The 25,374-nt window shown below is 58.9% G+C and carries 22 protein-coding genes, 2 tRNA genes and 1 pseudogene; 13 read left to right on the forward strand and 12 right to left on the reverse strand.

The window, feature by feature from the left end; genetic code table 11:
- Positions 1 to 52: 52 nt before the first annotated feature.
- Positions 53 to 337 (reverse strand): FeoA family protein, encoded by a 285-nt coding sequence (locus Q4B98_RS10040; protein ID WP_303197204.1) that lies wholly within the window; start codon positions 335 to 337, stop codon positions 53 to 55.
- Positions 338 to 576: 239 nt separating this feature from the next.
- Here Q4B98_RS10040 and murI point away from each other — a divergent pair, with 239 nt between their 5' ends.
- From murI to Q4B98_RS10070, 6 genes are all read left to right on the forward strand, one after another.
- The gene (gene murI / locus Q4B98_RS10045) at positions 577 to 1,431 is read left to right on the forward strand and encodes a glutamate racemase (protein WP_303197185.1); all 855 of its coding nucleotides are present in this window, start codon (positions 577 to 579) and stop codon (positions 1,429 to 1,431) included.
- Between the two features lie 67 nt (positions 1,432 to 1,498).
- Entirely contained in the window at positions 1,499 to 2,263 is a 765-nt protein-coding gene (rph, locus tag Q4B98_RS10050) for a ribonuclease PH (RefSeq protein ID WP_303197186.1), read from the forward strand.
- On the forward strand, positions 2,260 to 2,874 hold the full coding sequence (rdgB, locus tag Q4B98_RS10055; RefSeq protein ID WP_303197187.1) for an RdgB/HAM1 family non-canonical purine NTP pyrophosphatase: 615 nt from the start codon (positions 2,260 to 2,262) through the stop codon (positions 2,872 to 2,874). The genes rph and rdgB overlap by 4 nt, the downstream gene beginning before the upstream one ends.
- 1 nt (position 2,875) lies before the next feature.
- A complete protein-coding gene (locus Q4B98_RS10060) occupies positions 2,876 to 3,688 on the forward strand; it encodes a thymidylate synthase (protein ID WP_303197188.1) in 813 nt (270 codons plus the stop codon).
- Positions 3,689 to 3,722: 34 nt separating this feature from the next.
- Positions 3,723 to 4,193 carry a dihydrofolate reductase gene (locus Q4B98_RS10065; RefSeq protein ID WP_303197189.1) on the forward strand — a complete coding sequence of 157 codons (471 nt, stop codon included), beginning with the start codon at positions 3,723 to 3,725 and terminating at the stop codon, positions 4,191 to 4,193.
- Positions 4,190 to 5,587, forward strand: coding sequence for a DNA polymerase IV (locus Q4B98_RS10070; protein ID WP_303197190.1), 1,398 nt, complete (start codon positions 4,190 to 4,192; stop codon positions 5,585 to 5,587). Before Q4B98_RS10065 ends, Q4B98_RS10070 begins: the two co-directional genes overlap by 4 nt.
- A gap of 34 nt (positions 5,588 to 5,621) precedes the next feature.
- On the opposite strand, the gene Q4B98_RS10075 is transcribed toward Q4B98_RS10070, so the two are convergent.
- Positions 5,622 to 7,523 carry an alpha/beta hydrolase gene (locus Q4B98_RS10075; protein WP_303197191.1) on the reverse strand — a complete coding sequence of 634 codons (1,902 nt, stop codon included), beginning with the start codon at positions 7,521 to 7,523 and terminating at the stop codon, positions 5,622 to 5,624.
- A 159-nt stretch (positions 7,524 to 7,682) separates the two neighbouring features.
- On the opposite strand from Q4B98_RS10075, the gene dcuC reads away from it, so the two are divergent.
- Both dcuC and Q4B98_RS10085 read left to right on the forward strand, forming a co-directional pair.
- Complete coding sequence (gene dcuC, locus Q4B98_RS10080; protein WP_303197192.1) at positions 7,683 to 9,050, forward strand: C4-dicarboxylate transporter DcuC; 1,368 nt, start codon at positions 7,683 to 7,685, stop codon at positions 9,048 to 9,050.
- A 72-nt stretch (positions 9,051 to 9,122) separates the two neighbouring features.
- A complete protein-coding gene (locus Q4B98_RS10085; protein WP_303197193.1) occupies positions 9,123 to 9,998 on the forward strand; it encodes a MurR/RpiR family transcriptional regulator in 876 nt (291 codons plus the stop codon).
- Here the strand turns inward: Q4B98_RS10085 and Q4B98_RS10660 are convergent.
- The 4 genes and pseudogenes from Q4B98_RS10660 to bcp all read right to left on the reverse strand — a co-directional run bounded on the left by Q4B98_RS10660 (position 9,988) and on the right by bcp (position 12,134).
- Complete coding sequence (locus tag Q4B98_RS10660) at positions 9,988 to 10,518, reverse strand: hypothetical protein (protein WP_368492348.1); 531 nt, start codon at positions 10,516 to 10,518, stop codon at positions 9,988 to 9,990. The two genes, Q4B98_RS10085 and Q4B98_RS10660, sit on opposite strands and share 11 nt — an antisense overlap.
- Positions 10,519 to 10,524: 6 nt before the next feature.
- Positions 10,525 to 11,352, reverse strand: a pseudogene (locus Q4B98_RS10665) (lyase family protein); the annotation flags it as partial.
- Between the two features lie 163 nt (positions 11,353 to 11,515).
- Positions 11,516 to 11,597 (reverse strand) — tRNA-Leu (locus tag Q4B98_RS10100).
- A gap of 51 nt (positions 11,598 to 11,648) precedes the next feature.
- Positions 11,649 to 12,134, reverse strand: coding sequence for a thioredoxin-dependent thiol peroxidase (gene bcp, locus Q4B98_RS10105; protein ID WP_303197194.1), 486 nt, complete (start codon positions 12,132 to 12,134; stop codon positions 11,649 to 11,651).
- 84 nt (positions 12,135 to 12,218) lie between these two features.
- Between bcp and Q4B98_RS10110 the strand changes: the two genes are divergently transcribed.
- Positions 12,219 to 12,773: a DUF3618 domain-containing protein gene (locus Q4B98_RS10110; protein ID WP_303197195.1), complete on the forward strand. Its 555-nt coding sequence runs from the start codon at positions 12,219 to 12,221 to the stop codon at positions 12,771 to 12,773.
- Between the two features lie 97 nt (positions 12,774 to 12,870).
- On the opposite strand, the gene Q4B98_RS10115 is transcribed toward Q4B98_RS10110, so the two are convergent.
- The 3 genes from Q4B98_RS10115 to Q4B98_RS10125 form a co-directional block, all read right to left on the reverse strand.
- Positions 12,871 to 13,752, reverse strand: a complete 882-nt coding sequence (locus Q4B98_RS10115) for a carbohydrate ABC transporter permease (protein WP_303197196.1) — start codon at positions 13,750 to 13,752, stop codon at positions 12,871 to 12,873.
- Positions 13,749 to 14,795 (reverse strand): carbohydrate ABC transporter permease, encoded by a 1,047-nt coding sequence (locus tag Q4B98_RS10120; RefSeq protein WP_303197197.1) that lies wholly within the window; start codon positions 14,793 to 14,795, stop codon positions 13,749 to 13,751. Before Q4B98_RS10120 ends, Q4B98_RS10115 begins: the two co-directional genes overlap by 4 nt.
- A gap of 108 nt (positions 14,796 to 14,903) precedes the next feature.
- The gene (locus Q4B98_RS10125) at positions 14,904 to 16,214 is read right to left on the reverse strand and encodes an ABC transporter substrate-binding protein (RefSeq protein ID WP_303197198.1); all 1,311 of its coding nucleotides are present in this window, start codon (positions 16,212 to 16,214) and stop codon (positions 14,904 to 14,906) included.
- A gap of 732 nt (positions 16,215 to 16,946) precedes the next feature.
- Here Q4B98_RS10125 and Q4B98_RS10670 point away from each other — a divergent pair.
- Complete coding sequence (locus Q4B98_RS10670; RefSeq protein WP_368492349.1) at positions 16,947 to 17,192, forward strand: helix-turn-helix domain-containing protein; 246 nt, start codon at positions 16,947 to 16,949, stop codon at positions 17,190 to 17,192.
- Here the strand turns inward: Q4B98_RS10670 and Q4B98_RS10130 are convergent.
- From Q4B98_RS10130 to Q4B98_RS10140, 3 genes are all read right to left on the reverse strand, one after another.
- Positions 17,154 to 17,226: transfer RNA gene (locus tag Q4B98_RS10130), tRNA-Lys, on the reverse strand. The genes Q4B98_RS10670 and Q4B98_RS10130 overlap by 39 nt on opposite strands.
- A gap of 55 nt (positions 17,227 to 17,281) precedes the next feature.
- Positions 17,282 to 18,010 carry a type 1 glutamine amidotransferase gene (locus tag Q4B98_RS10135; RefSeq protein WP_303197199.1) on the reverse strand — a complete coding sequence of 243 codons (729 nt, stop codon included), beginning with the start codon at positions 18,008 to 18,010 and terminating at the stop codon, positions 17,282 to 17,284.
- Complete coding sequence (locus Q4B98_RS10140) at positions 18,007 to 19,161, reverse strand: Mur ligase family protein (RefSeq protein WP_303197206.1); 1,155 nt, start codon at positions 19,159 to 19,161, stop codon at positions 18,007 to 18,009. The genes Q4B98_RS10135 and Q4B98_RS10140 overlap by 4 nt, the downstream gene beginning before the upstream one ends.
- Positions 19,162 to 19,491: 330 nt before the next feature.
- Here Q4B98_RS10140 and Q4B98_RS10145 point away from each other — a divergent pair, with 330 nt between their 5' ends.
- The 3 genes from Q4B98_RS10145 to Q4B98_RS10155 are packed head-to-tail and all read left to right on the forward strand — an operon-like array spanning position 19,492 to position 25,083.
- Positions 19,492 to 20,088, forward strand: coding sequence for a hypothetical protein (locus Q4B98_RS10145; protein ID WP_303197200.1), 597 nt, complete (start codon positions 19,492 to 19,494; stop codon positions 20,086 to 20,088).
- Positions 20,089 to 20,095: 7 nt separating this feature from the next.
- Positions 20,096 to 21,688, forward strand: coding sequence for a DNA polymerase Y family protein (locus tag Q4B98_RS10150; RefSeq protein WP_303197207.1), 1,593 nt, complete (start codon positions 20,096 to 20,098; stop codon positions 21,686 to 21,688).
- Positions 21,689 to 21,693: 5 nt separating this feature from the next.
- Positions 21,694 to 25,083 (forward strand): error-prone DNA polymerase, encoded by a 3,390-nt coding sequence (locus Q4B98_RS10155; protein WP_303197201.1) that lies wholly within the window; start codon positions 21,694 to 21,696, stop codon positions 25,081 to 25,083.
- Positions 25,084 to 25,374 lie beyond the last annotated feature (291 nt).

The following is a 25,374-nucleotide window of genomic DNA, read 5'->3' on the forward strand; positions in this document are numbered from 1 at the left end:
GGTAAACCTTGAAGGAGCGGGTGTCGTCACGCTGGACGGCACGTATGGTTGGTCAGGCGGCTGCCATGGACAGCTGCGGATCGGCAGCGGGGCAGGATACAGGCTGCGGAGCGGGCCGGACCAAGATCATGTCAGCCTGGGCGCGACGCAGACACATCTGGACGTCGCAGACTTGAAAGATCATGGGTCCGCCGAACGGGGCCTGGCGAATCTTGGTGATATCGCGGCCCTTGCCGAAGCCGAGCATATGAAGACGATGACAGATGTATTCGGCGCACTCGGACGCGATGGACTCGATCGTCGCCTTCTGACCGGCAGCCAAACGGCTGAGCGGCACGAGAGTCTCACTGTGTAGAGTCTCGCTATCTGCGGTGCCACGGTGCGTCTGGGTGGTCGTCTCGTGCTTGGTCATCTCGTCTTCCTCCCTGGTTCCACGGCGGTGCCGAAACCCTTGAACAATTCAGAGCATAGCCTACCCTTACCCCATTGTCACCGCGGGGGCGTTTTCCCATGTTGACGTCGTGAGAATCGTGCGCCTCGCTGGTCGGCGGTGGGGGCGGGGTAGTCTTGCCACCCGTGACCGAATCTGACTTCGATGTTGTCGACCTCCCAATCGGCATTTTCGACTCTGGATTCGGGGGACTGACGGTGGCGCGGTCGGTCGTCGATCTCATGCCCAACGAGGACATCGTCTATCTGGGCGACACGGATCGTGCGCCGTACGGTGAAAAAACGATCGCCGAGGTGCGTCGCTACGCCCTGCAATGTCTCGATCGACTCGTGGCCCACGGCGTGAAAGCTCTGCTCATCGCCTGTAATACCGCGTCGTCAGCAGTATTGAGGGACGCCCGAGAGCGCTATGACGTCCCGGTGGTCGATGTCATCGTGCCGGCTGCTCGACGAGCCAGTTCAGCCACCCGGAATGGCCGTATCGGTGTCATCTGTACTGAGGCCACCGCTCGTTCGCTGTCCTATCAAGACGCCTTGGCAGCGGTGCCTGGTATCTCCTTGACGACTCGGGCCTGTCCGAAATTCGTCCCCTATGTTGAGGAGGGGATCACGAGCGGTCCGGAATTGGAAGCGATCGCCCGGGACTATCTGAAGCCGATTCAGCAGGCCGGCTGTGACACCCTCATTTTGGGGTGTACCCACTATCCGCTGCTGGCTGGACTCATCTCCTACATCCTTGGCGACACCGTCACTCTCATTTCGTCGTCCCATCAGTGTGCTAGGGCTTCCTACTCCTTGATGGCTGAGTCGGGGTTGCTGCATTCCGAGCCTCGGGAGTCCAGCCGTTACTTCTTGACGACAGGCAATGCTGAGCGCTTCGAAAGATTGGGGCGACGACTCATGGAGGGGTTCGTTCATGACGTGCACTCGGTACATGCCGATCAACCCTGTTTTGGGGATCGCGCGGTTGTGCGCGATTGAGCGACGCAATCCGAGGGCGACGGAATACCAGCGACATAAAGGGCGTGTCGCCCGATAGTTCTGATTGGTGTCAGTGGCTACCAGTACCGTTGGCAAGGTGAGTGAGACTTCTCGAATTGATGGACGCCGCCTGGACCAGTTGCGAGACGTCAGGATCGAGCGCGGCTGGCTGACCCAGGCCGAGGGATCGGTGCTCGTGAGCTTCGGACGCACCACTGTGTTGTGCAATGCCTCGGTTACGGAAGGGGTGCCGCGCTGGCGGAAGGGTTCCGGACTCGGTTGGGTGACAGCTGAGTACGAGATGTTGCCCCGGGCCACCAATGAGCGCTCCGGTCGGGAGTCTCGCAAGGGCAAGGTCGGCGGACGTACCCACGAGATTTCCCGCCTGGTTGGGAGATCCCTGCGTGCTGTCGTCGATGACAAGGCGCTGGGCGAGAACACCATCATTCTCGACTGCGATGTGCTGCAGGCTGACGGTGGTACTCGTACCGCTTCTATCACCGGTGCCTACGTTGCTCTCGTCGACGCTGTGAATTGGCTGCGGGAGCGAGGCGGAGTGGTTGGCGACCCGATCATCGGGTCGGTGCAGGCCATTTCGGTTGGAGTCGTCGGGGGTACTCCGATGCTTGACCTGGCCTATGAGGAGGATTCTCGTGCCGACACCGACATGAACGTTGTCATGAGTGGCACTGGAGATTTCATCGAGGTTCAAGGAACTGCGGAGGGGGTTCCCTTTAACCGTGATGTGCTCAATGACCTGCTTGACCTGGCAGCCGGGGGTTGTGCAAGCCTGAAGCAGGCTCAGTCCGAGGCTCTCGGGGTGACGCTGTGAGCAGGATTGTTCTGGCGTCCAACAACCCCAAAAAACTCGTTGAATTGCGTCGCACCTTCGAGGCTGCCGGTACCGATGTCGAGATCGTCGGTCTGTCGGAAGTCAGCACTGCTCCGGCTCCCGAAGAAACCGGCACGACTTTCGTCGAAAATGCCCTCATCAAGGCCCGAGCAGCCGCCCATAACACTGGTCTGCCGGCTCTTGCCGACGATTCCGGTCTCGAGGTGGACGCTCTCAACCGGATGCCTGGAATCCGTTCAGCTCGATGGTCGGGACCACAGGCCAACGATGAGCGCAACCTCCAGTTGCTTCTCGATCAGACCTTCGACCTCCCTCCCGAGCGGCGGCATGGTCGGTTCGTGTGCGCGATGGCCTTTGTCGATCCTGACGGTACCGAGATCACCAAGGTCGCCACGATGGAGGGACGGATCATTTCCGAGGCTCGCGGGGAGAACGGATTCGGTTACGACCCGATGTTCGTTCCCGACTCTCAGCCCGGTGACCTCACGAGTGCCGAGATGTCTGCCGAGGCCAAGGACGCCATCAGTCACCGTGGGCAGGCCGTTCGTGCCATCGTCCCGGCTGTCGTCTCTTACCTGGAGGGTCGCTGACGTGCAGATCTACCTCGATTTGTTGCAGCGGATTCTTGACGAGGGGGTGCGGCGTGAGGACCGCACCGGCACCGGAACCTTGAGTGTCTTCGGTCACCAGATGACCTTCGATTTGCGTGCCGGCTTCCCGCTGGTGACAACGAAGAAGATCTACACGCGCAGCGTCTTTGGGGAGCTGCTGTGGTTCCTGCGCGGAGACACCAACGTTGGCTGGCTGCACGAGAACAATATCCATATCTGGGACGAGTGGGCCGACGAGAACGGCGATCTGGGGCCGGTCTACGGGCACCAGTGGCGTTCGTGGCCTGACGCTGACGGCGGCACGATCGACCAGATTTCCAAGGTCATCGAACAGATCCGTACTCACCCGTGGTCACGTCGTCACATCGTTTCGGCGTGGAACGTGGCCGAGGTCGAGGAGATGGCTTTACCTCCCTGCCACACCTTGTTCCAGTTCTATGTCACCGCTGGTGAAAGCGGGGACCCGGAGTGGCTGAGCTGCCAGCTTTACCAGCGTTCCGGTGACACCTTCCTCGGTGTGCCGTTCAACATCGCTTCCTACGCGTTGCTCACTCATCTGGTGGCCTCGGTCACCGGGCTCAAGCCGTTGAAGTTCATTCACACCTTGGGTGACGCTCACGTCTACCTCAACCACCTCGACCAGGTACATGAGCAGCTCACGCGCGAGCCGCGTCAGCTTCCTCGGCTGACCGTCAATCCAGATATTCGTGACATCGACCGATTCGAGCTGTCGGACCTCACGGTGTCTGGGTACAACCCGTACCCGGCGCTGCCAGCCCCAATTGCCGTCTGACCTGGTGAATACCTCCGAGCGCACAGGAGAAGTGATGAAGGTCATCGCCATCGCCGCTGTCGCCGACAACGGCGTCATCGGATCGGGGCAGGATATGCTCTGGCACATCAGGGAAGACTTCCGGCGGTTCAAGAAAGTGACGATGGGTCACACCTTGGTGTTTGGGCGGCGCACCTTCGAGCAGATCGGCACACTTCCGGGTAGGCGTCACATCATCTGCACCCGCGACCCGCACTGGTCGTCGGAAGGCGTGGTGGTCGCGGCCAGTCCGCGTGAGGCGGTAGAAATCGCGCGCGGAGCCGGCGAGGAGATCTGCTTTATTGCCGGGGGAGGTCAGATCTACGCCGACGCCCTCGACCTGTGCGATGAGCTTGACATCACTGAGGTTCACCAGAGTCCGGAGGGTTCGGTAACCTTCCCCCGCATTGATCGGCAGGTGTGGGTCGAGACCCGCCGGGAGGTCCATGACGGGTTCGATTTCGTTGGCTACCGGCGCCGGGCATGAGGTCTACGGCGTCGATTCTCCACCTGGACATGGACGCGTTTTTCGCTTCAGTGGAGCAACGCGACAAGCCTTCTCTGGTCGGCAAGGCTGTCATCGTTGGTGGGGTCGGTGGCAGGGGAGTCGTGGCGACAGCCTCCTACGAGGCGCGCACATTCGGAGTGCATTCTGCCATGGCTGGCTCTCAGGCCAGACGCCTGGCACCCAATGCTGCGTTCCTTTCTGGGCGGTTCGAGGCCTACCGCGAGTCGTCCAAGGTCGTCATGGCAACTCTGCGAGAACTGTCACCTCTTGTGGAACCGTTGAGCCTTGATGAGGCCTTCGTCGATCTGGAAGCCGGCGGAATCGACGTCGACGACCTCGACACCCTGCATCAAATGGCAGTGGACCTTCGCGCCCGGGTCTTTGAACGCACTGAGGGATTGAGCTGCTCGGTCGGGATTGGGTCGAGCAAGTTCATGGCGAAGGTGGCCTCCGAGATGGCCAAGCCGAAGCGTGGCCACAGTGACCAGGTCGCTCTCGTTGCTCCCGGAACTGAGGCCGACACTATTGCGCCGCTACCGGCGCGGGCCATTCCTGGGGTTGGACCAGTTACGGCGGAACGGTTGGAGAAACTGGGTCTTCGCACGATCGCTGACGTGCGCGCCGCCCGGGAATCCGAGCTCGTTCACGAGTTGGGTCATGCGGCGGGTACGAGCCTTGTTGCGCTGTCGCGAGCCTGGGATGACCGCCCGGTGGTGGCCAGTAGGATCGCCAAGTCGATCTCGGTTGAGGACACGTTTGAACACGACCTCACTGACCGCGAGGAGTGCCGCCAGATCGTTGAGCGCCATGCTGGTCTGGTGTGTGCCCGACTCAAGAAGTCCGGCCATTTCGCCCGCACCGTCACCCTCAAGGCCAAAATGGCGGACTTCCAGGTGTGGTCGCGGTCGGTTACTCTGACAGGAGCTACTGATTCGCGCGAACGGATTTCCCATCTGGCGCTGCGGATGCTCGACTCCCTCGACCTACGCGAGGGAGTTCGATTGTTGGGAGTTGGGGTATCCAACTTCACGACCTCGGCTCAGGAAGAGCTTTTTGTCGTCGACGATGACGGAAATTTGCTTGACGAACCTGAAGTGACCGGGTACGTGACGCCTATCCAACCGGGGCCGTTTGGGCGGCGTCGAGCATTCGACGGCCGCGCCTGGCCTCCCGGAGCAGATCTCATCCACGACGAATACGGCCGTGGCTGGGTGTGGGGTTCGGGTCATGGAATTGTCACGTGCCGGTTTGAGTACCGGGGAAGTGAGATTGGCAGGGTGAAGTCAGTTCCGCAGGACGATGAGTCGCTTCACCCGGCCCATCCGCTTCCGCTGGCGTGGCAGCCGCCCCACGAGGACGTCGCCTCCGAGTGACGTGTGCCCCGGGTCATGAAGCTGACCGCCCCGATCAAAACATCGGGATGTACGCCACCGACCCACCTAATGCCATCAGGGCAAAGATCGTGGTGGTCACGATCGGTCCGAGCCACACCCTGCCGGTGGCGTGGTAGAAGGCTCGGTTGAACAGCGGCAATATCACCATCATGGGAAGCAGAGACTGCAGCATGTTGACGTAGAGCCAGTTCGTTGTCCAGAACACCGTTCCGGTTGAAAAGAAGGTGACGTACTGGATGACGAAAATGGCCGCCAAGCCGATGGAGTTGGCCAGCGCGATGATGATCCAGTTGATCCAGCGACGTTGATTGTTGAACCTCATCGACGCATTGACACGCAGCGAGTTCGAGAAGAAGAACAGGAACAGGGCAGGGACGTAGGCCAGTCCGATGAGGAACCAGCGTTTCGTCAAGGGGCGGGCAGCCACCACGAAGAGTCGGTAGTCGACGTGGAAGAAGCCATAGACGGCGGCCAACACCGTGTAAAAGACCACGATGACAAACAGTGCCAGCGCCACGGTGCGGCCAGTCTGGGTCCAGTTCATCCGAACTCCCCAGCTCTTGGCCTCTCCCACGCCGTGCTTCTTCGAGATGGAATGGCTGATCCACAGCAGGAGTAGCCCCAGCAGTCCGTTGACGAGGGACCACACCACGACTCCGTTGACCATGCGGCCGGGGAAGAACCAGCCGTTCTGTTTGTTGGCGGCAGCCGAGAAGATGTGCTGGCTGGCTACTGACAACGGGATGAAGGTCACGCACGCCACCGCAGCCGAGACGGCGAAGATCGTCCAGAACATCACTGCTGCTTTGCCCCTGGGTTTGGGCGGGGCAGGGGAGACTTCAGTCCTGGCTGCGCCGAACCACGGGATCGTCAGCAGCAATTTCGTGAGAGGAACCAGCATGACCAGCGCGGCGATAAGGGACAAGCCGTTGCCGAGTTCCTTGAGCCACCAGGTCTGATTGGTGTTGCTCATCTGGTGCGGGGCACCGATGGTGTCGTCGAAGAACTGAATCATCGAGCCGATGGCGCTGGGGGTCAATGGTTGGAAGGGGTGGATTGTGCGGTCGTTATAAGCGACTCGGTAGGTTCGATCGGCAGCCGAGCCGTATCCTTTCCCGATAACCACATGGTCGACGTGCTGTGACTTGGGAAGCCCAGAGTTGATGACCGCGATGGCCTCGGGGGCGTTCCGTAGATCACCGTTGCGGTTCTTGTTGCGGTAACCACCCTCGTCGTAGCGGGCGTATCCGATACCGACATTGGATCGGACGTTCTTGAACTTCTTGGCGTCAAGGTGCTGCAGCCATCCGGAGATGAAGACCGAACGAATCGGATTGAGCTTCTCGGCGTCTGCGCGCTCCTGTTTGGTGATCTTTGTACCGCCAGGGGAGGCAGGGGCCTTGGCTTTCTTGAGAGCTTTCTTTTCCTTGGCGCCGTATGTGGCAGCCATGCGACGTACCTGGGAACCCCCGGCGGAGTGACCGGTGATACCGATCTTGGTCTTGTCGACGTAATCGAGGGTGCCGGTTCGAGAGACGTAATCAATGGCGGGCTTAATGCTCGGGTCATCGTTGTTGGGCGGTTGAGAGGTTGACTCACCTTGGTTGTATGGATCGACGACAAGGGCGACGTATCCTCGTCGCGCCAGCTCCAGAGAGTAGGAAATCTGGGTTTCCTTGGTGCGCTGGAACCCAGGCGTCACGATGATGAGAGGAGCCTTGTGCTTTGCCGTTGCGGTGTCGGGGCGGAAGAGATCGGCACTGGCCACGGCCCCGTTCTTGCCGGGGATCATGAGACCTTGGACGCTGATGTGTCCTCCGCCAGTCTGGATGAGGCTTGATCCGACCGCTCCAATCACGATGAGTACGAGGCAGATAAGAACGTGTACCGCTGATCGTGGTCTCGCTGAGTGCATTGGTACTCCTTGTCATTGATCCCCATGAGCACGGACTGCGGGAGGTGTCCGTGTCGATGAAAAGCCGTCGCCAACGGAAGTAATGTTAGTATTATTTCCAACAAAGATGGATGCGTATCTTTATTTTCATAACGGTGATGGTTTGACAAAGGGGTCATCATGACAGCTGTGCTTGCGGTGTGTGCACTGCTCGTGACGGTTGGTGCCGGTTGGTTACTAGTCAAGAAGTACAAGCCAGTACTAGTTCTGCTGGGAGCCGGACTGGTGCTGTTGCTCATCAGGGTGATACTCAGACCGTCGGTGCCGTTGTTGGAGGGTGACGACAGTTCTGGAAGCGTGTGGTTCGACATCATCGGGATGATCGAATCCATCGCGAAGGATCAGCTCACAGGTGTCGGGCTCATCATCATGGCTGCTGGTGGTTTTTCGGCATACATGAATCGAGTCGGGGCTACGGAGGCACTTGTGCGCCTTGTCATTACCCCGATCACCAAGTTAAAACAGCCCTACCTCATCCTCGTGTTGGCCTACGTCATCGGGCAGCTGTTGTTCATGGTCATCCCGAGCGCTGCCGGCCTGGCTATGCTGCTCGTCGTCGTCATGATGCCCATCATCGTCGCAGCTGGAGTGAGTCCGGCAGCCGGTGCCGCCGTCATTGCGACGACGAGTGCCATGCCTATCGGACCAGCCACCGGAACCGAGATCCTGGCCGCCCACACGGTCGGGCTTTCCCCCGCGGTCTACTTCGTCAAACATCAGCTTCCCGTGGCAATTCCGACAATTGTCGCGGTTGCCGTCACTCATTTCGTCGTCCAGCGCCGTTTAGACCGCAAAGGCAGCGACGAGGCCGGAGAGCGCAGTGATGAGAACGCGGCAGCGGGGCGTAAGGCACCGAAGTGGTACGCCATCTTCCTGATTCTGCCCATCCTCCTGCTCGTCGTATTCAGCCCGCTGGCCGTCAAAGCTATCCAGCTTTCCACGGTGTCAGCTTTCCTGCTGGTGTGGGTGCTCGCGGTCATCGTCGAGCTCATTCGCAACCATGACCGCTCAGGGGCACTGACTGACGCGAACACCATGTTCGTCGGCATGGGGAATATGTTCGCCAAAGTCGTATCCCTCATTATCACAGCTCAGCTGTTTGCCGAAGGCCTCAAACAGGCCGGTGTCATCACCCTGCTTGTCAAGGGGGCTGAGGGGATCGGGTTGCCGCTCTGGGGAATGGCGATCCTGTTCACCCTGGTCGTAGGCCTGGTGACCTTCCTGACGGGATCGGGAGTGGGTTCGTTCACATCTTTCGCATCCTTGGCTCCCGGTATCGCCAGTGGCCTTTCAGGTAATGCGACGAACCTTGTGACTCCGATGCAGTTTGTCGGCGGTTTGTTCCGCTCGGTGTCGCCCATTTCCGGTGTGGTTATCACGGTAGCCGGAGCTGCTGGGATCTCCCCGATGGCCGTCGTGCGCCGAGCTGCGCTCCCAATGCTCGTCGGCTTCATCGTCATGATGGCCTCGAGCCTCATCCTCATCTGATCGACAGGTAGTATTCATGGCTGCTACAACCATGGTGACGGCCTTAGGGCTTCTACCGGGAAGGTGACGACAATGGCTGAGTCGACCGGCACGGCGAGTGGTGGCCTCTACTCCCGGTTGGGGGAGCTAGAAGCGATGACGCCGACCGATACTGTCATTGCCCAGTATTTTGAAGACTCATTTCCTCACCTAGCTCTGGAAAACCTCGATGAAATCAGCGCCGCGACTGGCACCTCAACTGCCTCTGTAACCCGTTTTGTTCGAAAACTCGGGTACGCCAGTTTCCGTGACTTCTCGCGCAGCCTCCGCGAGGAAATAGCCGTCAATTTTGACCTTCCCAGTGATCGCACCACGAGTGGCCCTTCAACCGATGAGCCCGGGGGTATGTGGCGTTCCAAGATGGAAGCTGCTCGTCGTAGTATCGATGTCGGGCTCAGTTCCCTCGACGGAGAAGCTTTCGACCGTGTGGTCGAGGTATTGCGCGATGATTCACGTGCGCTCTACCTCGTCGCGGCTGCCAGCGGTCACCCATTGCTCGATTATTTCCAGCTGTTGGTGCGTTATTACCGCCGTAAGGTCGTTTTGCTGGAATCGACCGACCGGATGGCCCATCAGCTCATTGATCTTCCTGGCAACGCCATTCTGCTGGCCTCAGTATTTGACCGGCATTCTCGGATGGTCGAATCGGTCTTGCGAATGTTCCATCAGCGCGACATGACGACCATTCTGCTGACGAATCGCTCATCTACCCCAATGCGTCGCTACGCTGACCACGTCCTGCTCGTTTCCTCCGAGTCATCGACGGCTTTTCGCTCCCGAGCCTGTTATCTCATCCTGCTGGAATCTCTGGTGGCTGCCTTGGCCCCTGAGGACCCGGAGCTGGAACGCTCCCGGGTTGAGACTATGCAAGGGCTGTTCGACGAACTGGGTGTGTTCATCACTCCGTGACGCTGGTTCCGGTGTGGGGCTGGCCAGTAGCAATACGTTGTGCGAGTTCGGCAGACAGGCCGGTGTACGACGACGGGTCCGATAACTTGTCAAGATCGATACCATCAAGCTTCGTGGCGATCTCTGGTCGGGCAGCGACGAACTCATGCAGGCTGGTTCCGTCAGTTCGATATGCCGCCGAGAACTCCTGAAGGAGGTCGTGTGCTGCTTCGTGGCCCAATCGTGGCGCGAGTTGCATCATGATTCCCTCGCTGACGAGTAGCACCCCTTCGCGACGCGCATTGACGTTGAGCTGGTCAGCGTCGAACTCCAACACGTCGAGGAGCGTGAGGAGTTTTTGTCCAGCTCCGTCGACAGCCGCCAAGATACGAGGAATGGCGTCCCGCTCAACTTCGAGTTGACGATGATCTCGTTCAAAGTCGCCAGGGGGATTGGTGAGGACAGTGGCGGCGGCACCTGCAGCCATACGAGCTGCTGCCGTGATCTTCATGGTGGAGAAAGGATTGCGCTTTTGCGGCATGGTGCTTGACCCCGAAAGGTGCGGATCGAGGGCCTCGGCCGCTTCTTGAATATCGGTGCGTTGCATGTTGTAGAGGTCCTCGGCGATTTTGGCGATGGTCTGGGCGTGGATGGCAAGGTTGCATGCCAGTTCGGTGAGTCCGTCGCGGGAGGCGTGCCAGGCGATGAACTCACACACCAACCCCAATTCCCACGCGACTCCCATGGCGACGGTGGTGCCGTGGCCTTTCATCGAGGCATAGGTTCCGGCAGCCCCCGAGAACTGCACCAGGAGACAACGTTGCCGGGTTGCCACAAGACGGTCACGGGAGCGTTCGAGATCGGAGGCCCAGCGAGCGAACCTCAGTCCGAGGGTCGTAGGAACAGCATGCTGGCCGTTGGTTCGCGCCACCATGAGGGTATTGGCGTGGGTTCCGGCAAGGTCGCGAATACGCTCCAAGAGTTTGTCAGTGCAGTTGTCGATGAGGTCGAGGGAATCGCGGATCTGGAGTCCACGAGCGGTGTCAAGAATGTCCTGGGTGGTGGCACCGTAGTGAACCCAGGGGCGAGTGTCGTCGTCGAGAACGGATCGAAGTGCGTCGAGACCAAGAGCGAAGGGATTGCCCGTTCCTCCGGTGAAGATCTGCTTCATGACGGCGTCGGTGGCTTTGGCCTGGGCGGTAATCCGGTCACCTGTCCCAGCAGGGATCATGCCGATCGTGGTTTGGACTCGTGCCAGTGCAGCTTCCACGTCATACCAGCTCTGCACCGTTGATCGTTCCGACCAGATATGGTCCATCTGTGGTGTGACGTAGCCACGACGGGTGATCTGATTGTCGAAGGATCCGAACGCCATTGTCTGCCACCTTTAATAACCGTCTGTAGTTGAAAGTTATCTTACAACGTTGGCGGGACGGGGCAGCCTGTGTCCTCATCCTGGTGGTGTGCTGGCCAACGGGGGGATCTGTGGGTTATATCAGACGCAACGACTCGATGCGTGTCATAGCGTGCTCATAGGGTGCCGGAGAAGGGACTCGAACCCTCACACCTCAAGGCACAGGAACCTAAATCCTGCGTGTCTACCAATTCCACCACTCCGGCATAGGGACGTTACAGCCCCCGGGCCACCGCGGGCCTCCGGGTCACCCCGTGTCAGCAGCCGATCTTGAACTCTTTGCAGAGTTTATCGACGTGGCCCTTGGCGCGAACATTGTACTGGGCTTCAGCGAGTTTGCACGAACCGTCCTCATCGACGTCGACGACGAAGGTGGAGCGAATGACGCCGACGATCTCCTTGCCGTAGACGTTCTTAGGTCCGTAAGCTCCGTAGGCTTTCATAACCTCTTTGTTTTCGTCGGAGAGCAAGGTCAGTGTCAACGACTCCTTGGCGACGAATTTTTGCAGCTTGGCGACTGGGTCGGGTGAGATACCCAACACTTCGTAACCGGCATTCGAAAAATCGTCCAGATGAGCCGTGAAATCAACGGCCTGAGTGGTACACCCGGGTGTCATGGCTGCAGGGTAGAAGTACACGATGACTCGCTTACCCGCGAAGTCAGAAAGGGTGATCTGGTTACCGGCAGCCGACGGCAGGGTGAAATCAGGGGCCGCGTTACCGGGTTGAAGACGGGTGCTCATGACCTCAACGATATAGGCTGTTAATAAGACCAGCGCCGCGCCTACGTCGGCGCACAGCGCAGACACGGCACCAGGAGGGGTCACATGGCTGATAGCAAGTCGAACGCGAAGGACGAGCGCTCCGCTGATGAGATCAGGCGGGATATTGCAGCGACTCGTGCTCGTTTGGCGGCCGGAGTGGAGAACCTCGTGGAGGGAGTACATCCGGCTACTCTCAAGCGTGAGGCATCTGATCGGGTCCGTGATTTCGTACAGGGTGAATTCAACCAGGCCAAGGGCCAGGTGAAGGACGACAGCGGTTGGCGTATCCAGCGGATTGTAATTGCCGGAGGCGCGGTCGCTGCCGGTATCGTCAGCATTATCGTGCTGCGTGCGATCGTCGGTCGCGCCACCGGAGCCACGGCTCGTCGCAAGCTCGAGAAGCTGCAGCTTGCTGAGGCCAAGCGGGTTCGTAAGGAGGCCAAGCAGCGCCGTAAGGGCGACGCCAAAGCCGCTAAAAAGAATGCCAAGCTTGGTAAGAAGAATGCTAAGAAGTACGCCAAGCTTGATACCGATGATTCGGCGGTGAGCAACCTTGCCGAGAAGATGTTGAAGCAGGCAGCCGTGTTGCGTGCACAGGCTGCCGCCGAGCGTGAATGATCGGCTCTCCCCAAACTGACTAGCACCAAGGCGGCCCCGGTTCATTGCGAGCCGGGGCCGAATGATGGTGTCAAGAAATTATGTCGTCAGGCAGGTATCACTTGATACCACCGGCAGCCAGACCGGCGACGATCCGGCGCTGGAAAATCAGCACCATGACGACCAGTGGCACAGTCATGACGACGCCAGCAGCCATCTGGGAGCCAAACGGGGTGTTGAACTGAGACGCACCGGTGAACTTCGACAGCAGTACCGTGGCCGGCTCCATCTTCGGGTCATTAATCATCGTGACGGCGACGAGGAACTCATTCCACGCACCGATGAAGACGATGATTGCCGTGGTGAAGATACCGGGGGCGGCCAGTGGCAGGATGATCTTGCGGAAAGCCTGGGCAGGGGTACAGCCATCTATCATGGCGGCTTGCTCAAGCTCATCAGGCATTTGCTTGAAAAACGTTGTCAGGTTCCACACCGCCAACGGCAGTGAGAACGATAGATCAGGGACGATCATGGCCTGGTAGGTGTTGATCCAGTGCCATGCCGAGAAGTTCTTCAACAGCGGGACGATGATGGCCACTAGCGGGAACATTGACGTTGCGATGATGAGGATGAGGAACCCACCCTTGCCACGGAAGTCCAAGCGCGCCAGCGCGTAGGAGGCGAAGGTGGCGATGAGCAGGGCAATGACCGTCACCGACAGCGAGACGATGAGAGAGTTCAACAGGCCGCGCAAGAAGTTGTTGTTTGGTTGGAAGACTGCTTGGTAGTTCTCCATCGACGGGTGAGCTGGCCACCAGCTGTTGTCGAAGATTTCGCTGTCAGGGCGAAGTGAGGACACGACCATCCAGTAGAAGGGTGCCAAGCAGTAGATGACGATGAGGGCGATACCGATGGTCGGCAGAACTTTGGACCAGGTGTTTTTCTTGTGATGAGTCTGCGGGTCGATGGGTCCCGGTGCAGTTGCAATAGCAGTGCTCATGACGCCACCTCCTTGCTATTTGAAGCTGCGGCTTGTGCGGCATTGGCCTTCTGCCGAGCGCGACGCCCACCGGGACGTCCACCGTTGACGAATGTGGTGGCCTTCATCTTCGTGCGTTTGTGGTCGTTACCGATGAGATCGGCTCCGAGGATCTTGATGAACGCAAAGGCGATGATGAATACGTAGAGAAACAGGATGATTGCGTACGCGGCAGCCGCTCCGTACCTCAGGTTTGAGGCTTCGTCTTGGACCAGCATCGACAGCGTTTCAACCGAGTTGCGACGTGGGCCGACAAGGATGAACGGCAGGTCGAACATACGCAGGGCGTCGAGGGTTCGAAACAGCACGGCGACGACCAAGGCTGGTTTGACCAATGGCAAAGTGATTGAGACGAATCTGTTCCACGCATTGGCACCATCAACCTTGGCGGCCTCGTAGACCTCGGTGGGAATTACTTGGAGTCCTGCCAGAGTTAACAGACCGATATACGGGGCGGTTTTCCAGACGTCAGCGATGATGATCGACCATTTGGCCGTCCAGTTGCCCGATGCCCACATGATGTGTTGGCCGATGATGGCGTTGGCAACGCCGTTCTGATTGAAGATCCACCCCCACAAAATGGCGGAGACGGCGGTAGGGATGGCCCAGGGGACGAGGATGGCAGCTCGGACGATGCCGCGTCCCGCCATTGCCCGATGCATTATCAGCGCCATGATAACGCCCAGGATGGTCTCGAGAACGACCGTGACGACACCGAAAAGGGTGGTGTTCCAGAACGCGTTCCAGAACCGTTCTCCAGAGCCGGTAAAGATATTGGTGAAGTTCTTCAGCCCGACGAACGGCTCGGTGTCGTTGACGAATCCGGTTTCGGGATCCAAACCGGGCTGGCCGTAGAGGGACTGTTTCACCGACTGGATGACTGGGATGACGATGACGATCGTCAAGACGATGAGGGTTGGCGTGATGAGTGCCAAGGCTAGGCGTTCCTGAGCTCTGGCGCGTGAAGACCGCTTGTGGGTCTTCTCCACTGCTGCAGTGGTCATGATGAAGTTCCTTGTCCCCGGTGTTATCGGCCAGGTGGTGCGAGCGATGTCATGAATACGGCGGGGTGGGTAATCCGCCCCGCCGTATTCATGTGGTGTGCGTGACGATCAATTCTTGATGATTGTCTTTAGCTTCTCGGCCAGCTGTTTGGCGGCGCTCTCGGCGTCTGTCTTGCCTTGCAGGGCCGGGTAGATGGCGTCCTGAATAGCCGCAGTGACGTCACCGTAGGCGACAGCATGAGGACGGCCTTTGGCGCTGTCCAGGGAGGCCTTTAGGGTCGTCAGATACGGGAATTTCTTGACGTTTTCCTCCTTGGTGTACAGATCGCCGTAGATCGGAGCATTGGACTGCTTCTCGAGGTTGTATTGCTGCGACTCCTTGTTGGTCCACCATTTGACGAACTTGAGGGCAGTGGCTTTGTTCTTGCAGTTTGTGGTGATGGCGCAGTTGTGGCCGCCCAAGGTCGACATATATGCCTTGCCATCGATGGAGGGCAGCGGCGCGACACCGAACTTATCGGGGCCAAGCTCCTTCATGTCATTGACGTACTGGTAAGGCCAGTTTCGCAGGAAGAGGACTTCGCCAGACTCGAAGCCGTTGCGGCTGTCTTCCTCCTGCCATTCCAGGGTGGAGGTCGGGATGAGTTTGGACTTGAAGGCGTCTACAGCGGTCTGGATGCCTTTGATCGACTCTGGAGAATCGACGGTCACCTTTCCGGAGTCGTCGACGATCGCACCGCCACAGGTGTTGATGAACTCGGAGATACAGCAGGTGAGGCCTTCGTACTTGGCCCACTGGCCACCGAATCCAGCGATGTTTTGCATACCGGGGAGCTTGCGGACAGCCTCGGTGACCTTCTTGACGTCTTCCCAGGTCTTGGGAACTTCAGCATTGGCCTTCTCGAGGAAGTCCTTGCGGTAGTACATGATCGAGGCGTCGGTGGCATATGGGACGGCGTACTGCTTGTCACGGTATGTACCGGTGTCCCACACCGCGTCGATGATTCCGTCGGGCTTTGTGTCCTGCGGGATCTCCACGATCCAGCGGTTGGCCGCGAATTCAGCAACCCACACCACATCAAGCCCAATGACGTCATAGGCGGCGGAGTTCGTCTGAGCGGCATTGATGAGGGACTGGCGCTGCTGGTCAGCTTCTGCCGACAGCTCAATGAGAGTGACTTTTTCATTGGGGTATTTCTTGTTCCACTCATCAAGTCGTTTCTGGACCATTCCACCGGAGAAGTCCTTGCCCTGCACCCAGCTGATGGGACCTTCGCCAGTGAAATCTGAGCTTGCTGCGGGCTTGTTGGACTCGGAGCCGTTCGAGTCTCCGCTGGAACAAGCTGCCAAAGCACCGAGCGCCAGTGCTCCAACAGAACCTTGAATAAAGGCCCGGCGGGAGTGTTTGTAGTGCGTCATGTGACTTCTTCCTCCTTGAACTGTGTGATGTCAGCAACGACATCACGTACCTATCAGCGATGTGTTGCAGGTACGACAGGCCATAACGTCATTTAAAACGGTACACCGCCTGTCAGACATGAGTGCACACTGTTTCGCCATGAATCCGAGATGGTGCAAAACGAGAGGTAGGGAGTCCGCCATGAAAGTTGTCAGAACGGTGCTGGTATGTGGTGAAGTGTTGCCGGAAAACTCTCCCGCTGAGCTGGGCTGCTGGGAGCGCCATCTGCTGGGGTCGGGGGGTCTTTGACGCGGAGAACCCAATAAGCTCGATGATGGCCTTGAGATCATACGTCTCCATTCGCAGAGTTCGGCTCATGGTCATTACCGCTGACTTCCTTTGAAAGCGTCGCGGGCACGGTGAACTCGCTCAACCTCCTCTGGCTCAAACAGGAATACTCCGCTCCCGATGGGGAGCTTTCGGGCGACTTTGAGCTCTCCTCGTTGCGTGAGGAGCTGCATTGTTCGGATAGACGCCCCGAAGTGTCTGGCGACTTCAGAACTGGACATCTGGTAGTAGATGTTTCGTTGGAACGTTTCTATGGGTCGAAGTGTGATATAAGTACGTAAATATGTCAATGGAATATATGGTTCGGTTTTGTCATCCTATGACATTTATGCCACTCTTGGCATATGGCAGTTCAGTCGATGAATGAACGTATCCCGAGGCTAACTCTCGGATGGCGGCTAAGAATGGCTCTTGCTGAGTCGGATATGTCCGTCCAGGACATGGCTGACGCTCTTGGGGTCACGCGGCAAACAATCGGTAGGTGGATGCATGACACTGCAGAGCCACGGCGTGGATACATACTCGCGTGGGCGATGGCGACTGGGATTGATCGGACATGGCTAGAAACAGGTCGGGTCCCTCGTCATCACGATGAGGGACCCGATGGCCGGTGCGCCGCCAGGGACTCGAACCCTGAACCCGCTGATTAAGAGTCAGCTGCTCTGCCAATTGAGCTAGCAGCGCCAGCGAGGAAAAACACTAGCGGACTTCAGCCAAGATTCAAAATCGATGTGACAAGTCATGGCCGACCGGCGCGTACGGCATGGATTCGACGCTGTCTCAATGCCGTGATCTCAGGCAGATCAAGAGGCTCCAAATGGTGTCCTAGAGCCATTTCAAGTACGTGGTCGGCGAGCTTAGGGTTACGTGCAAGAACTGGCCCGTGCGGATAGGTGCCGATGACACGCCCCTGTACTGCTCCTTCGTCGCGACGGTTGCCATTGCCCCAACCAACCTCGACAGCAGCCAGCGGTTGGGCGTCAGAACCAAGTTCTGTCCAGCCACCATGGTTCTCGAAACCAGTGATCGGGCAGGTGCTGCCATCAGACTGAGTCCAGATATGCAAGACCTCCCCGACGGCACGTTCTGAGCCGCGTCGGGTCTCGGCATCAAGAAGCCCTAGCCCCTCAATGACCTCGTCGCGGGCCCCGATGGTGAAGGACTTGCCGCAGATCTGGTAGCCGGCGCACACCGCGAAGAGCATGGCGCCGTTGTCGAGGGCTGTGAACAACCCGTCGTTGGCTTTGAGTTCCTGAACGGCAGTGATTTGGGCGGTGTCCTCGCCACCTCCCAACAGGTAGACAGCCCCGTCAGTGGGCACCTTCTGCCCAGGCTCGACGGTAACGAGTTCGGCATCGATACCGCGCCATTGCAGCCTTTTGGTGAGAACGACGGCATTGCCATGGTCGCCGTAAATGCCCAACAAGGACTGGTATAGCAGGACGATCTTGGGATGGTCGGTGTTCATGCCAGTCCTCCGAGTCGGCGCAGTTTCTGAAAGGGTGTGTAGGTTGACAGCACGTCGATGGGGTGGTCAGCGTCCCAATTGCCGGTTAGCAGCGGAGAGCTGAGGGCTTGTGAGAGGTCCTCAATAACGACGTGTTCCACTCCGGCGTATTGCAGCCTGACAGCTAGGTCGAGTGCGCGCGGGCCGGTGCAGATGACGGTTCGTCCGGTCAGCTGCTCGTAATCAACGTCCCATAGCCAAGAGACGTCCTTGCCGTCGGCAGCCACCGCATCGATGGCGAGCACCAGCGGATTAGAAGTTGTCAGCGGTAGGGATTCGGTCCAGCCAGCAGGGTTTTTCGACAGCAGCAGACGGCAACGGGTGCCGCTGATGGTGCAGGTGGCATAACGGCCAGCGGGGGATTCCACCGTGGCGATCCCGCGCAGCGCGTCCTCGGGCTGGATACCCATGTGAATGGCCGCAGCAAGGGCACATGCGGCGTTGGTGAGATTGAAAGAACCGGGCACTTGGACGTCGAGGTGGAATCGTCTTCCGGAAGCTTCGACGGCGTCGTGGTCCTCTATCCACCAGTCAGCAGTAGGTTGACTCAGTTCACATCCGGGGCAATCCCATCCATTTGCGCCGTGGGTGAGGACGGCACCGCAATTGGGACACAGCGTCGAGTCAGCGGTCCACCGAGGCTTGGTGTCAACCCAGATAACGTGACGAGCCTTCTGACACACCCACACGATGAGTGGGTCGCAGGCATTGGCGACCACTGTTGGCCCGTGTTCAGCGGTCTTTTCTAAGGCAGCACGCCAGTCGCGTCCCAAAAAAGTCAATTCATAGTTGCGGTCCAGCTGATCGCGGCTGAAATTGAGCAGCACCAGCACTTCTGGGGTGCCCATCGACACGACATCGGAGACGACTCTCTCGTCGGTCTCTAACACGGCGATGGTGGCGTCCGGGGCCTCTCCTAGAGCCGAGACGATGCCGTGATGAAGGTTCGCTCCGTCAGCATTGGTGACGACGCTGCGCTGACCGTCAGGAGTCCCAGCGCGCATAGCGGCAGCGAGGAAATGAGTTGTCGTGGTCTTGCCATTGGTGCCGGTGACACTCGCAATGCGACGGTCTGCCAAGAGCTCAGGCAAGGCGTTGGGGGCCAGTTTCATCGTTACCCGACCACGAATTGATGCTCCCGAGCCTTTCCCCGCCAGGCGGGAGGCCGCTGCAGCTGTCCGTCCGGCCAACAGGGCCAGTTGCAGCCGCAGGGAGCTGCGATGTCTTTCAGGTGACGATGTCATGGCCCAATCATGACAGGAGGGGATGACGACCTTGGTGTACTCAGTCAGGAACAAGGAGGCTTCTATCGTCTTCAAATGCTGGTTGACAAGGTTGTTCGCTGTTTTTCTCAATGATCGTCGGTAAACCTGTCGGGCACGTGTGTCACGGTACTTTCCGTCAGCTGAGAGGGGCTGACGAAGGCCGGACAAGGGGGTGTGATGATCGACGTCGAGGAGTTGGTGAGTCGTGGTGTCAATGGTTTGGAGGTCCCCAATGGGCACCCCATTCACCCGTTACTTCAGCCTCTTTTCCCTGGCGGACTCATGCCTGCGGTGTACCGACTGGACGGTGCCTCATCAGTCGGCTTAGGGCTGCTCACCCATGGCTGGTGCGGGGCGGTCGGACTCCCCGAACTCAGTGTTGAGGCGGCTCAGCAGTGGGGGGTGGAGTTGTCGCGACTGGTGCTCGTACCTCATCCAGGAAATTGGCTTGAGACGGTGGCTACTCTCATCGAAGGGCTCGACGTCGTCCTTGCTGTGGCTCCACCGCCATTACCAATGACAGCCAGTAGACGATTGACAGCCAGGTTACGTTCTCGTGGTTCGACTTTGGTGGTGTTGGGGCCGTGGTCCAATCCTGCCGCTCGAATTGATGTTCGCACTGTGGGGTGGCGGGGACTTGGCCGAGGATATGGCTGCTTGTTGGCTCAAGAACTTCAGGTGACGGTGGAGAGGCATCACCACAACCGTTCCGTGCGGCTCATTCGTACCGGTACAGGGGTGCACCCTGCCGAGGAGGTAGCCGATGTCTGTTGAACGGTCGATATCTACTGAACGTCTTAGCGCAACCCCAGTTCGTGTCCTCATGGCAGTGATTCCTGGGTGGCGAATTGTGGCGGCGTCTCGGCGTCGGCCTGGTGACGTCCCTCTCCTAGTTGTCGACCGTGGGGTCGTTGTTGACTGCTGTTCCCAGGCTGCTAAGGAAGGGGTAGTCCCTGGCTTGCGGGTGAGGGCTGCCCAGCTGCGTTGCCCGGACGCTGTTGTCGTGCCTCACGATCCTGTCTCTGAGGAGGTCCTCTTTGACGAGGTGGTTCGCGAGATCGAGAAGTCGGTGTCTCCTTCGGTCCATGTGGTGCGCCCAGGGGTGGCTGCTGTGGCTGCTCGCGGAGCTACTCGTTTTTATGGTGGCGAACGTGCTGCTGCGCGGCGCATGGCTGAAGTGTTGGCCCGGATCGGGTATTCAAATGCGGGGATTTCAGTAGCTGACGGGCTGTTTGCAGCAGAGGTGGCTGCTACCGAAATAGCGGACTCCGAGAATCCGGAACCGAGGGTTCTCGGTCCTGGGACATCTAAGGCTTTCCTGGCTCCTCACGACGTCTCGGTTTTGGAACGTAGTGGACGAGCCGATGAAGGATTGGTGCGGACTTTGCGTCAGCTGGGGTTAATGACTGTTGGTTCCTTCGCCAGTCTGGACCGTCAGCATGTCGTAAAGCGGTTTTCGGAGGCCGGGCAGCGAGCCCACGATTGGGCACGCGGCAGGGATGTCACGGTTCTGTCGGCGTACCGTCCTGAAGACAATGACACCATGGAAGTCCTCCTTGACGACCCGGAACCTTCCGGAGTTCAGGTGGTTGCTGCGGTGCGTCCTGTGGTTGAGGAATTCATGGCCGGTCTGGCAGCTAATGGCCGGGTGTGTTCCCAAGCCCGCATTCTTATCCGGGCTACCACAGGGTTATCTGAGCGTACGTGGCGTCAACCGTGGCAATTCAGCGGTGACGATCTGTTGGCTCGGTTGTCTCGTCAGCTCGATGACCTTCCGCGTGGCATTGACGAGGTCGGTGCTGATGAGTTCTGCCAGTCTGGTGTTGAGGCGGTGCGAATCGTTCCCACCATCCATCGTGCGGGTGAGGTGACTGAAGGATTGTTTGGTTCCAGGCCTACTGAGCATCTCGTCCATGTCATCTCTCAGTTGCAGGAGAGGCTAGGTCCTGAGGGTGTCCTCGTGGGGGAAGTCGCAGGCGGCCGGATGCTCAAGGATCGCCGTCGTCTGGTCCCCTTCGGGACAGTTGCCGAGGATGCACGTCCAGTGGATCGCCCTTGGCCGGGCCACCTCGATGGCCCTGCCCCCGGGATCGTGTATTCCCGTCCGTTGCCGGCCCGCTTAGAGACGATGGATGGTATGCCACTGACGACGTCGTCGGACCTGCCGACGATCAGCCCTGGATGGTTTCATGACGGCATTTCACGACGGCGTGTCATAGCGTGGGCCGGGCCGTGGCCGGTGCATCAGAGGTGGTGGAGCACCCCGGCCGTCTCAGTGGAGCGAGTGCAGCTGGTCACTGAGGACCAACAGGCGTGGGTGTTGGCTGGGTCGGCTGACCGCTGGTGGGTTGAGGCTCGTTACGACGAGGCGTGATCGAAGTGAGTTATCACAATCCTCCGATTCCGTGGCGGGAGCTGGAAAGACGTATCTCGGGGCGGCGTCCTCTCAACGGCCATCAGGACAGTTATTCCGACCAAGCTGGGTATCGCCGTGTCCGTAAACCCTTCGACCGTCATCCCGTCCGACCCGAGGGACCGGTGGTGCCCTACGCTGAGCTGCATTGTCATTCTTCGTACAGCTTCCTTGACGGCGCATCCAGCCCGGAGGATCTCGTCACTCGGGCGGTAGAGCTGGGACTCTCAGGGTTGGCTCTGACCGATCATGACGGACTCTATGGGGTCGTCAGAATGGCAGAAGCGGCTGAAGTCTGTGGTCTTCCCACCATCATGGGATCGGAATTGTCCATTGGTGTTCCGGAGCCGCAGAACGGGGTGGCCGATCCGGTGGGCAGTCATCTGCTCGTGTTGGCTAACGGTCCGGAGGGCTATTGCCGTTTGGCCGGTGCCCTCACGGACGCCTATTTGGCCGAGGGAGGGCAGAAGGGGAATCCGGTCCATGACCTCAACCATCTGGCCGAGGTGGCCGATGGGCATTGGACTGTCCTTACCGGATGTCGAAAGGGAGCAGTGAGGCAGGGACTGGCTGGGGGAGTGTCGCAGGCTGAGGCTGAACTTCATCATCTGGTTGATCTTTTTGGCATCGACAACGTCCTGGTAGAGCTGACCGATCATCGCGCTCCCAGCGATTCCCGCGACAATGACATCCTCGCTGAGCTGGCGGGTCGTCATGGGTTGACGACGGTGGCAACAACGGCTGCCCATTACGCGGGTGCTGACCAGTTTGAGCTGGCTTGTGCTCTCTCAGCAGTGCGGGCCCGACGCAGTCTCGACGAGATGGATGGCTGGCTTCCCTCCGGTCCGGTGGCAAGGCTGCGCAGCGGGGCGGAGATGGCAGACCTGTTCAACCGTCACAGAAATGCGGTGGACAACACCGTGGCGGTGGCTGAGAAGACGGCTTTCCAACTGAGGTCGGTGCGTCCACGTCTGCCAGACCAGAAGGTCCCTGAGGGGCATACTCCCATCAGCTGGTTGCGTCACCTGGTGGAGGAAGGTCGGCAAGGCTGTTATGGGGACGATCCGGTAGCCAAGAACCGATTGAACACGGAACTCGACCTCATCGAGGCTCGGGATTTTGCCGGCTACTTCCTTATCGTCTCCGACATCGTGGAGTTCGCTCGGTCTCATGGGATCTTGTGTCAAGGACGTGGATCAGCAGCAGCCTCGGCGGTCTGTTACGTGTTGGGTATCACGGTTGTAGACCCAGTATTCTATGGACTGCCTTTCGAGCGTTTCTTGTCGGTGCTGCGCGAGGAAGAACCCGATATTGACGTTGACTTCGATGCTCGACGCCGTGAGGAAGTCATCCAGTACGTCTACGCCAAGTACGGACGACGCAATGCTGCCCAGGTAGCCGACGTCATCACCTACCGGCCGCGTAGCGCCATTCGTGACATGGCCAAAGCCCTCGGTTATTCCCAAGGACAACAGGACGCATGGTCGCGTCAGATGGAGAGACGATCGATATTACCGGGTTCCCAGAATTCCGATGGACCCGAGATTCCTGACGACGTCATCGCTCTTTCCCAACAAGCGATGGGGCTGCCGCGTCATTTGGGTATCCACTCGGCTGGAATGGTGCTGACGCGAGAACCGGTGGGTTCTATCTGTCCGATTGAGCCGGCCCGGATGCCCGGTCGTACGGTGCTGCAATGGGACAAGGAGGACTGCGCCTGGATGGGATTGGTGAAGTTCGATTTGTTGGGGTTGGGAATGCTCTCGGCGCTGAGTATTTCTTTCGACCTCATCACCCAGCATTGCCGACGGGCCTGGGCTCTGGCCTCGATCCCGCGCAATGAACCCGGGGTCTACGACATGTTGTGCCGCGGTGACAGCATTGGCGTCTTTCAGGTGGAAAGCAGGGCACAAATTGGCACTCTGCCGCGGCTTAAACCGCGCTGTTTCTACGACTTAGCTGTGGAGATTGGCCTCATCCGTCCCGGCCCGGTGCAGGGAGGCGCGGTGCATCCCTATATCCGACGGCGCACTGGCGTTGAACCGATCACCTATCCCCATCCGTTGCTCGAACCGGTGCTCGAGCGCACCTTGGGGATTCCGCTCTTCCAGGAACAACTCATGCAGATGGCTACGACAGTCGGCAACTGCACGGCTGCCGATGCTGATCTGTTGCGCCGAGCGATGGGGTCCAAACGTGGCGTCGAGCGCATTGACTCTCTACGTGCCAAGCTTTTTGAGGGGATGGCAGCCAATGGGATTGACGACGACACTGCCCAGGACATCTACGCTCGCATCGAGTCCTTCGCGAATTTTGGATTTGCCGAGTCCCATGCCCTGAGTTTCGCCGGGCTGGTCTACGCCTCAGCGTGGATCAAGCTGCATTACCCGGCCGCTTATCTTGCGGCCTTGCTGCGTAGTCAACCGATGGGGTTCTATTCCCCCTCCACTCTGGTAGCTGATGCTCGACGACATGGTGTGGTGACGCGGCGTCCAGATTTGACGAAGTCGTCAGTAGGGGCAGATCTGGAGCCACTGGATCTTGATAGCGGTGACGTGGAGACGGGGATGGATGACTGTCTTCACGACCACGAAGAGTCCGAGATCGGTCCTTTTGATCCCACTCGTAATGACGGTGGCCATCGCCGAGATACCCACTTCGCGGTTCGACTGGGCCTCTCTGATATCTCCGGAATCGGTACCGAGACAGCAGCCCGGATCATTGAGGAGCGGGAACGCAAACCTTTTACCAGTCTCGACGATCTCGCGCGTCGGGTTGAACTGAGTAAGGAAAAGGTGGAGTCCCTCGCCTTGGCCGGTGCCTTCGACGACCTTGTGGGTTCCAGGCGCGGCGCTTTGTGGCAGATCGGCCAGATCGACGGTGTGGCACCGGGACAGCTGGATGTCCAGGTGGCTACCCAGCCTCCCCTACTTCCCGAACCCACTCAGCTGGAGCTATTAGGAGACGACATCTGTGCCACTGGAATCAGTACAGCCGATCATCCTGTTCGCCACGTTCGGAGGCTCCTTGATCGACGAAGTGTGGTCCGAGTGGACCGGTTAGGTGACATCGAGGCTGGGCGACGTATAGAAGTTGCTGGAGTCGTTACCCACAGACAGAGACCTGCGACAGCTGGGGGAGTGACCTTCCTCAATGTGGAGGACGAAACTGGTCTGCTCAATGTCATCGTTACTCCCGGCGCATGGAAGCGCTACCGACGTGTGGCTCGGACGTCGCGAGCTTTGATAGTGCGGGGAATCTTGGAAAGAAGTGACGAGGGAGTGATGAGTTTGCAGGCAGATCGGTTGGAAGCGCTTGATCTGTTGGTGCCCATGAGGTCTCGGGATTTTTGCTGATGTGCTTGCGACAAGGGGTTATATCTGTAAAGGCGATTGAGTTTGCGTGGTGGGTGGGGTGTGTGTAGTGTGTGTTGTCGGCTTGGTTCTTTGTTGGGGCTGGGTTGTGGTGGTTCTGATGGTCCTTGTGTGGGGTTGTTGGGGGCATGATTTGACGGTTTGTTGATGAGTGTTTATGCTGCTGCGGGTCTCCTTGGTTGGGGGCTGTTGATTGCCTGAGGGTGTTTGTGCTTGAGGGTGGTTGTTGGCTGATTGTGCTGTGTTGGTTTCGGCGGCGGTTTGTGTTGTTGG

The sequence above is a fragment of the Cutibacterium sp. genome (assembly GCF_030525615.1).
Lineage (GTDB): Bacteria > Actinomycetota > Actinomycetes > Propionibacteriales > Propionibacteriaceae > Cutibacterium.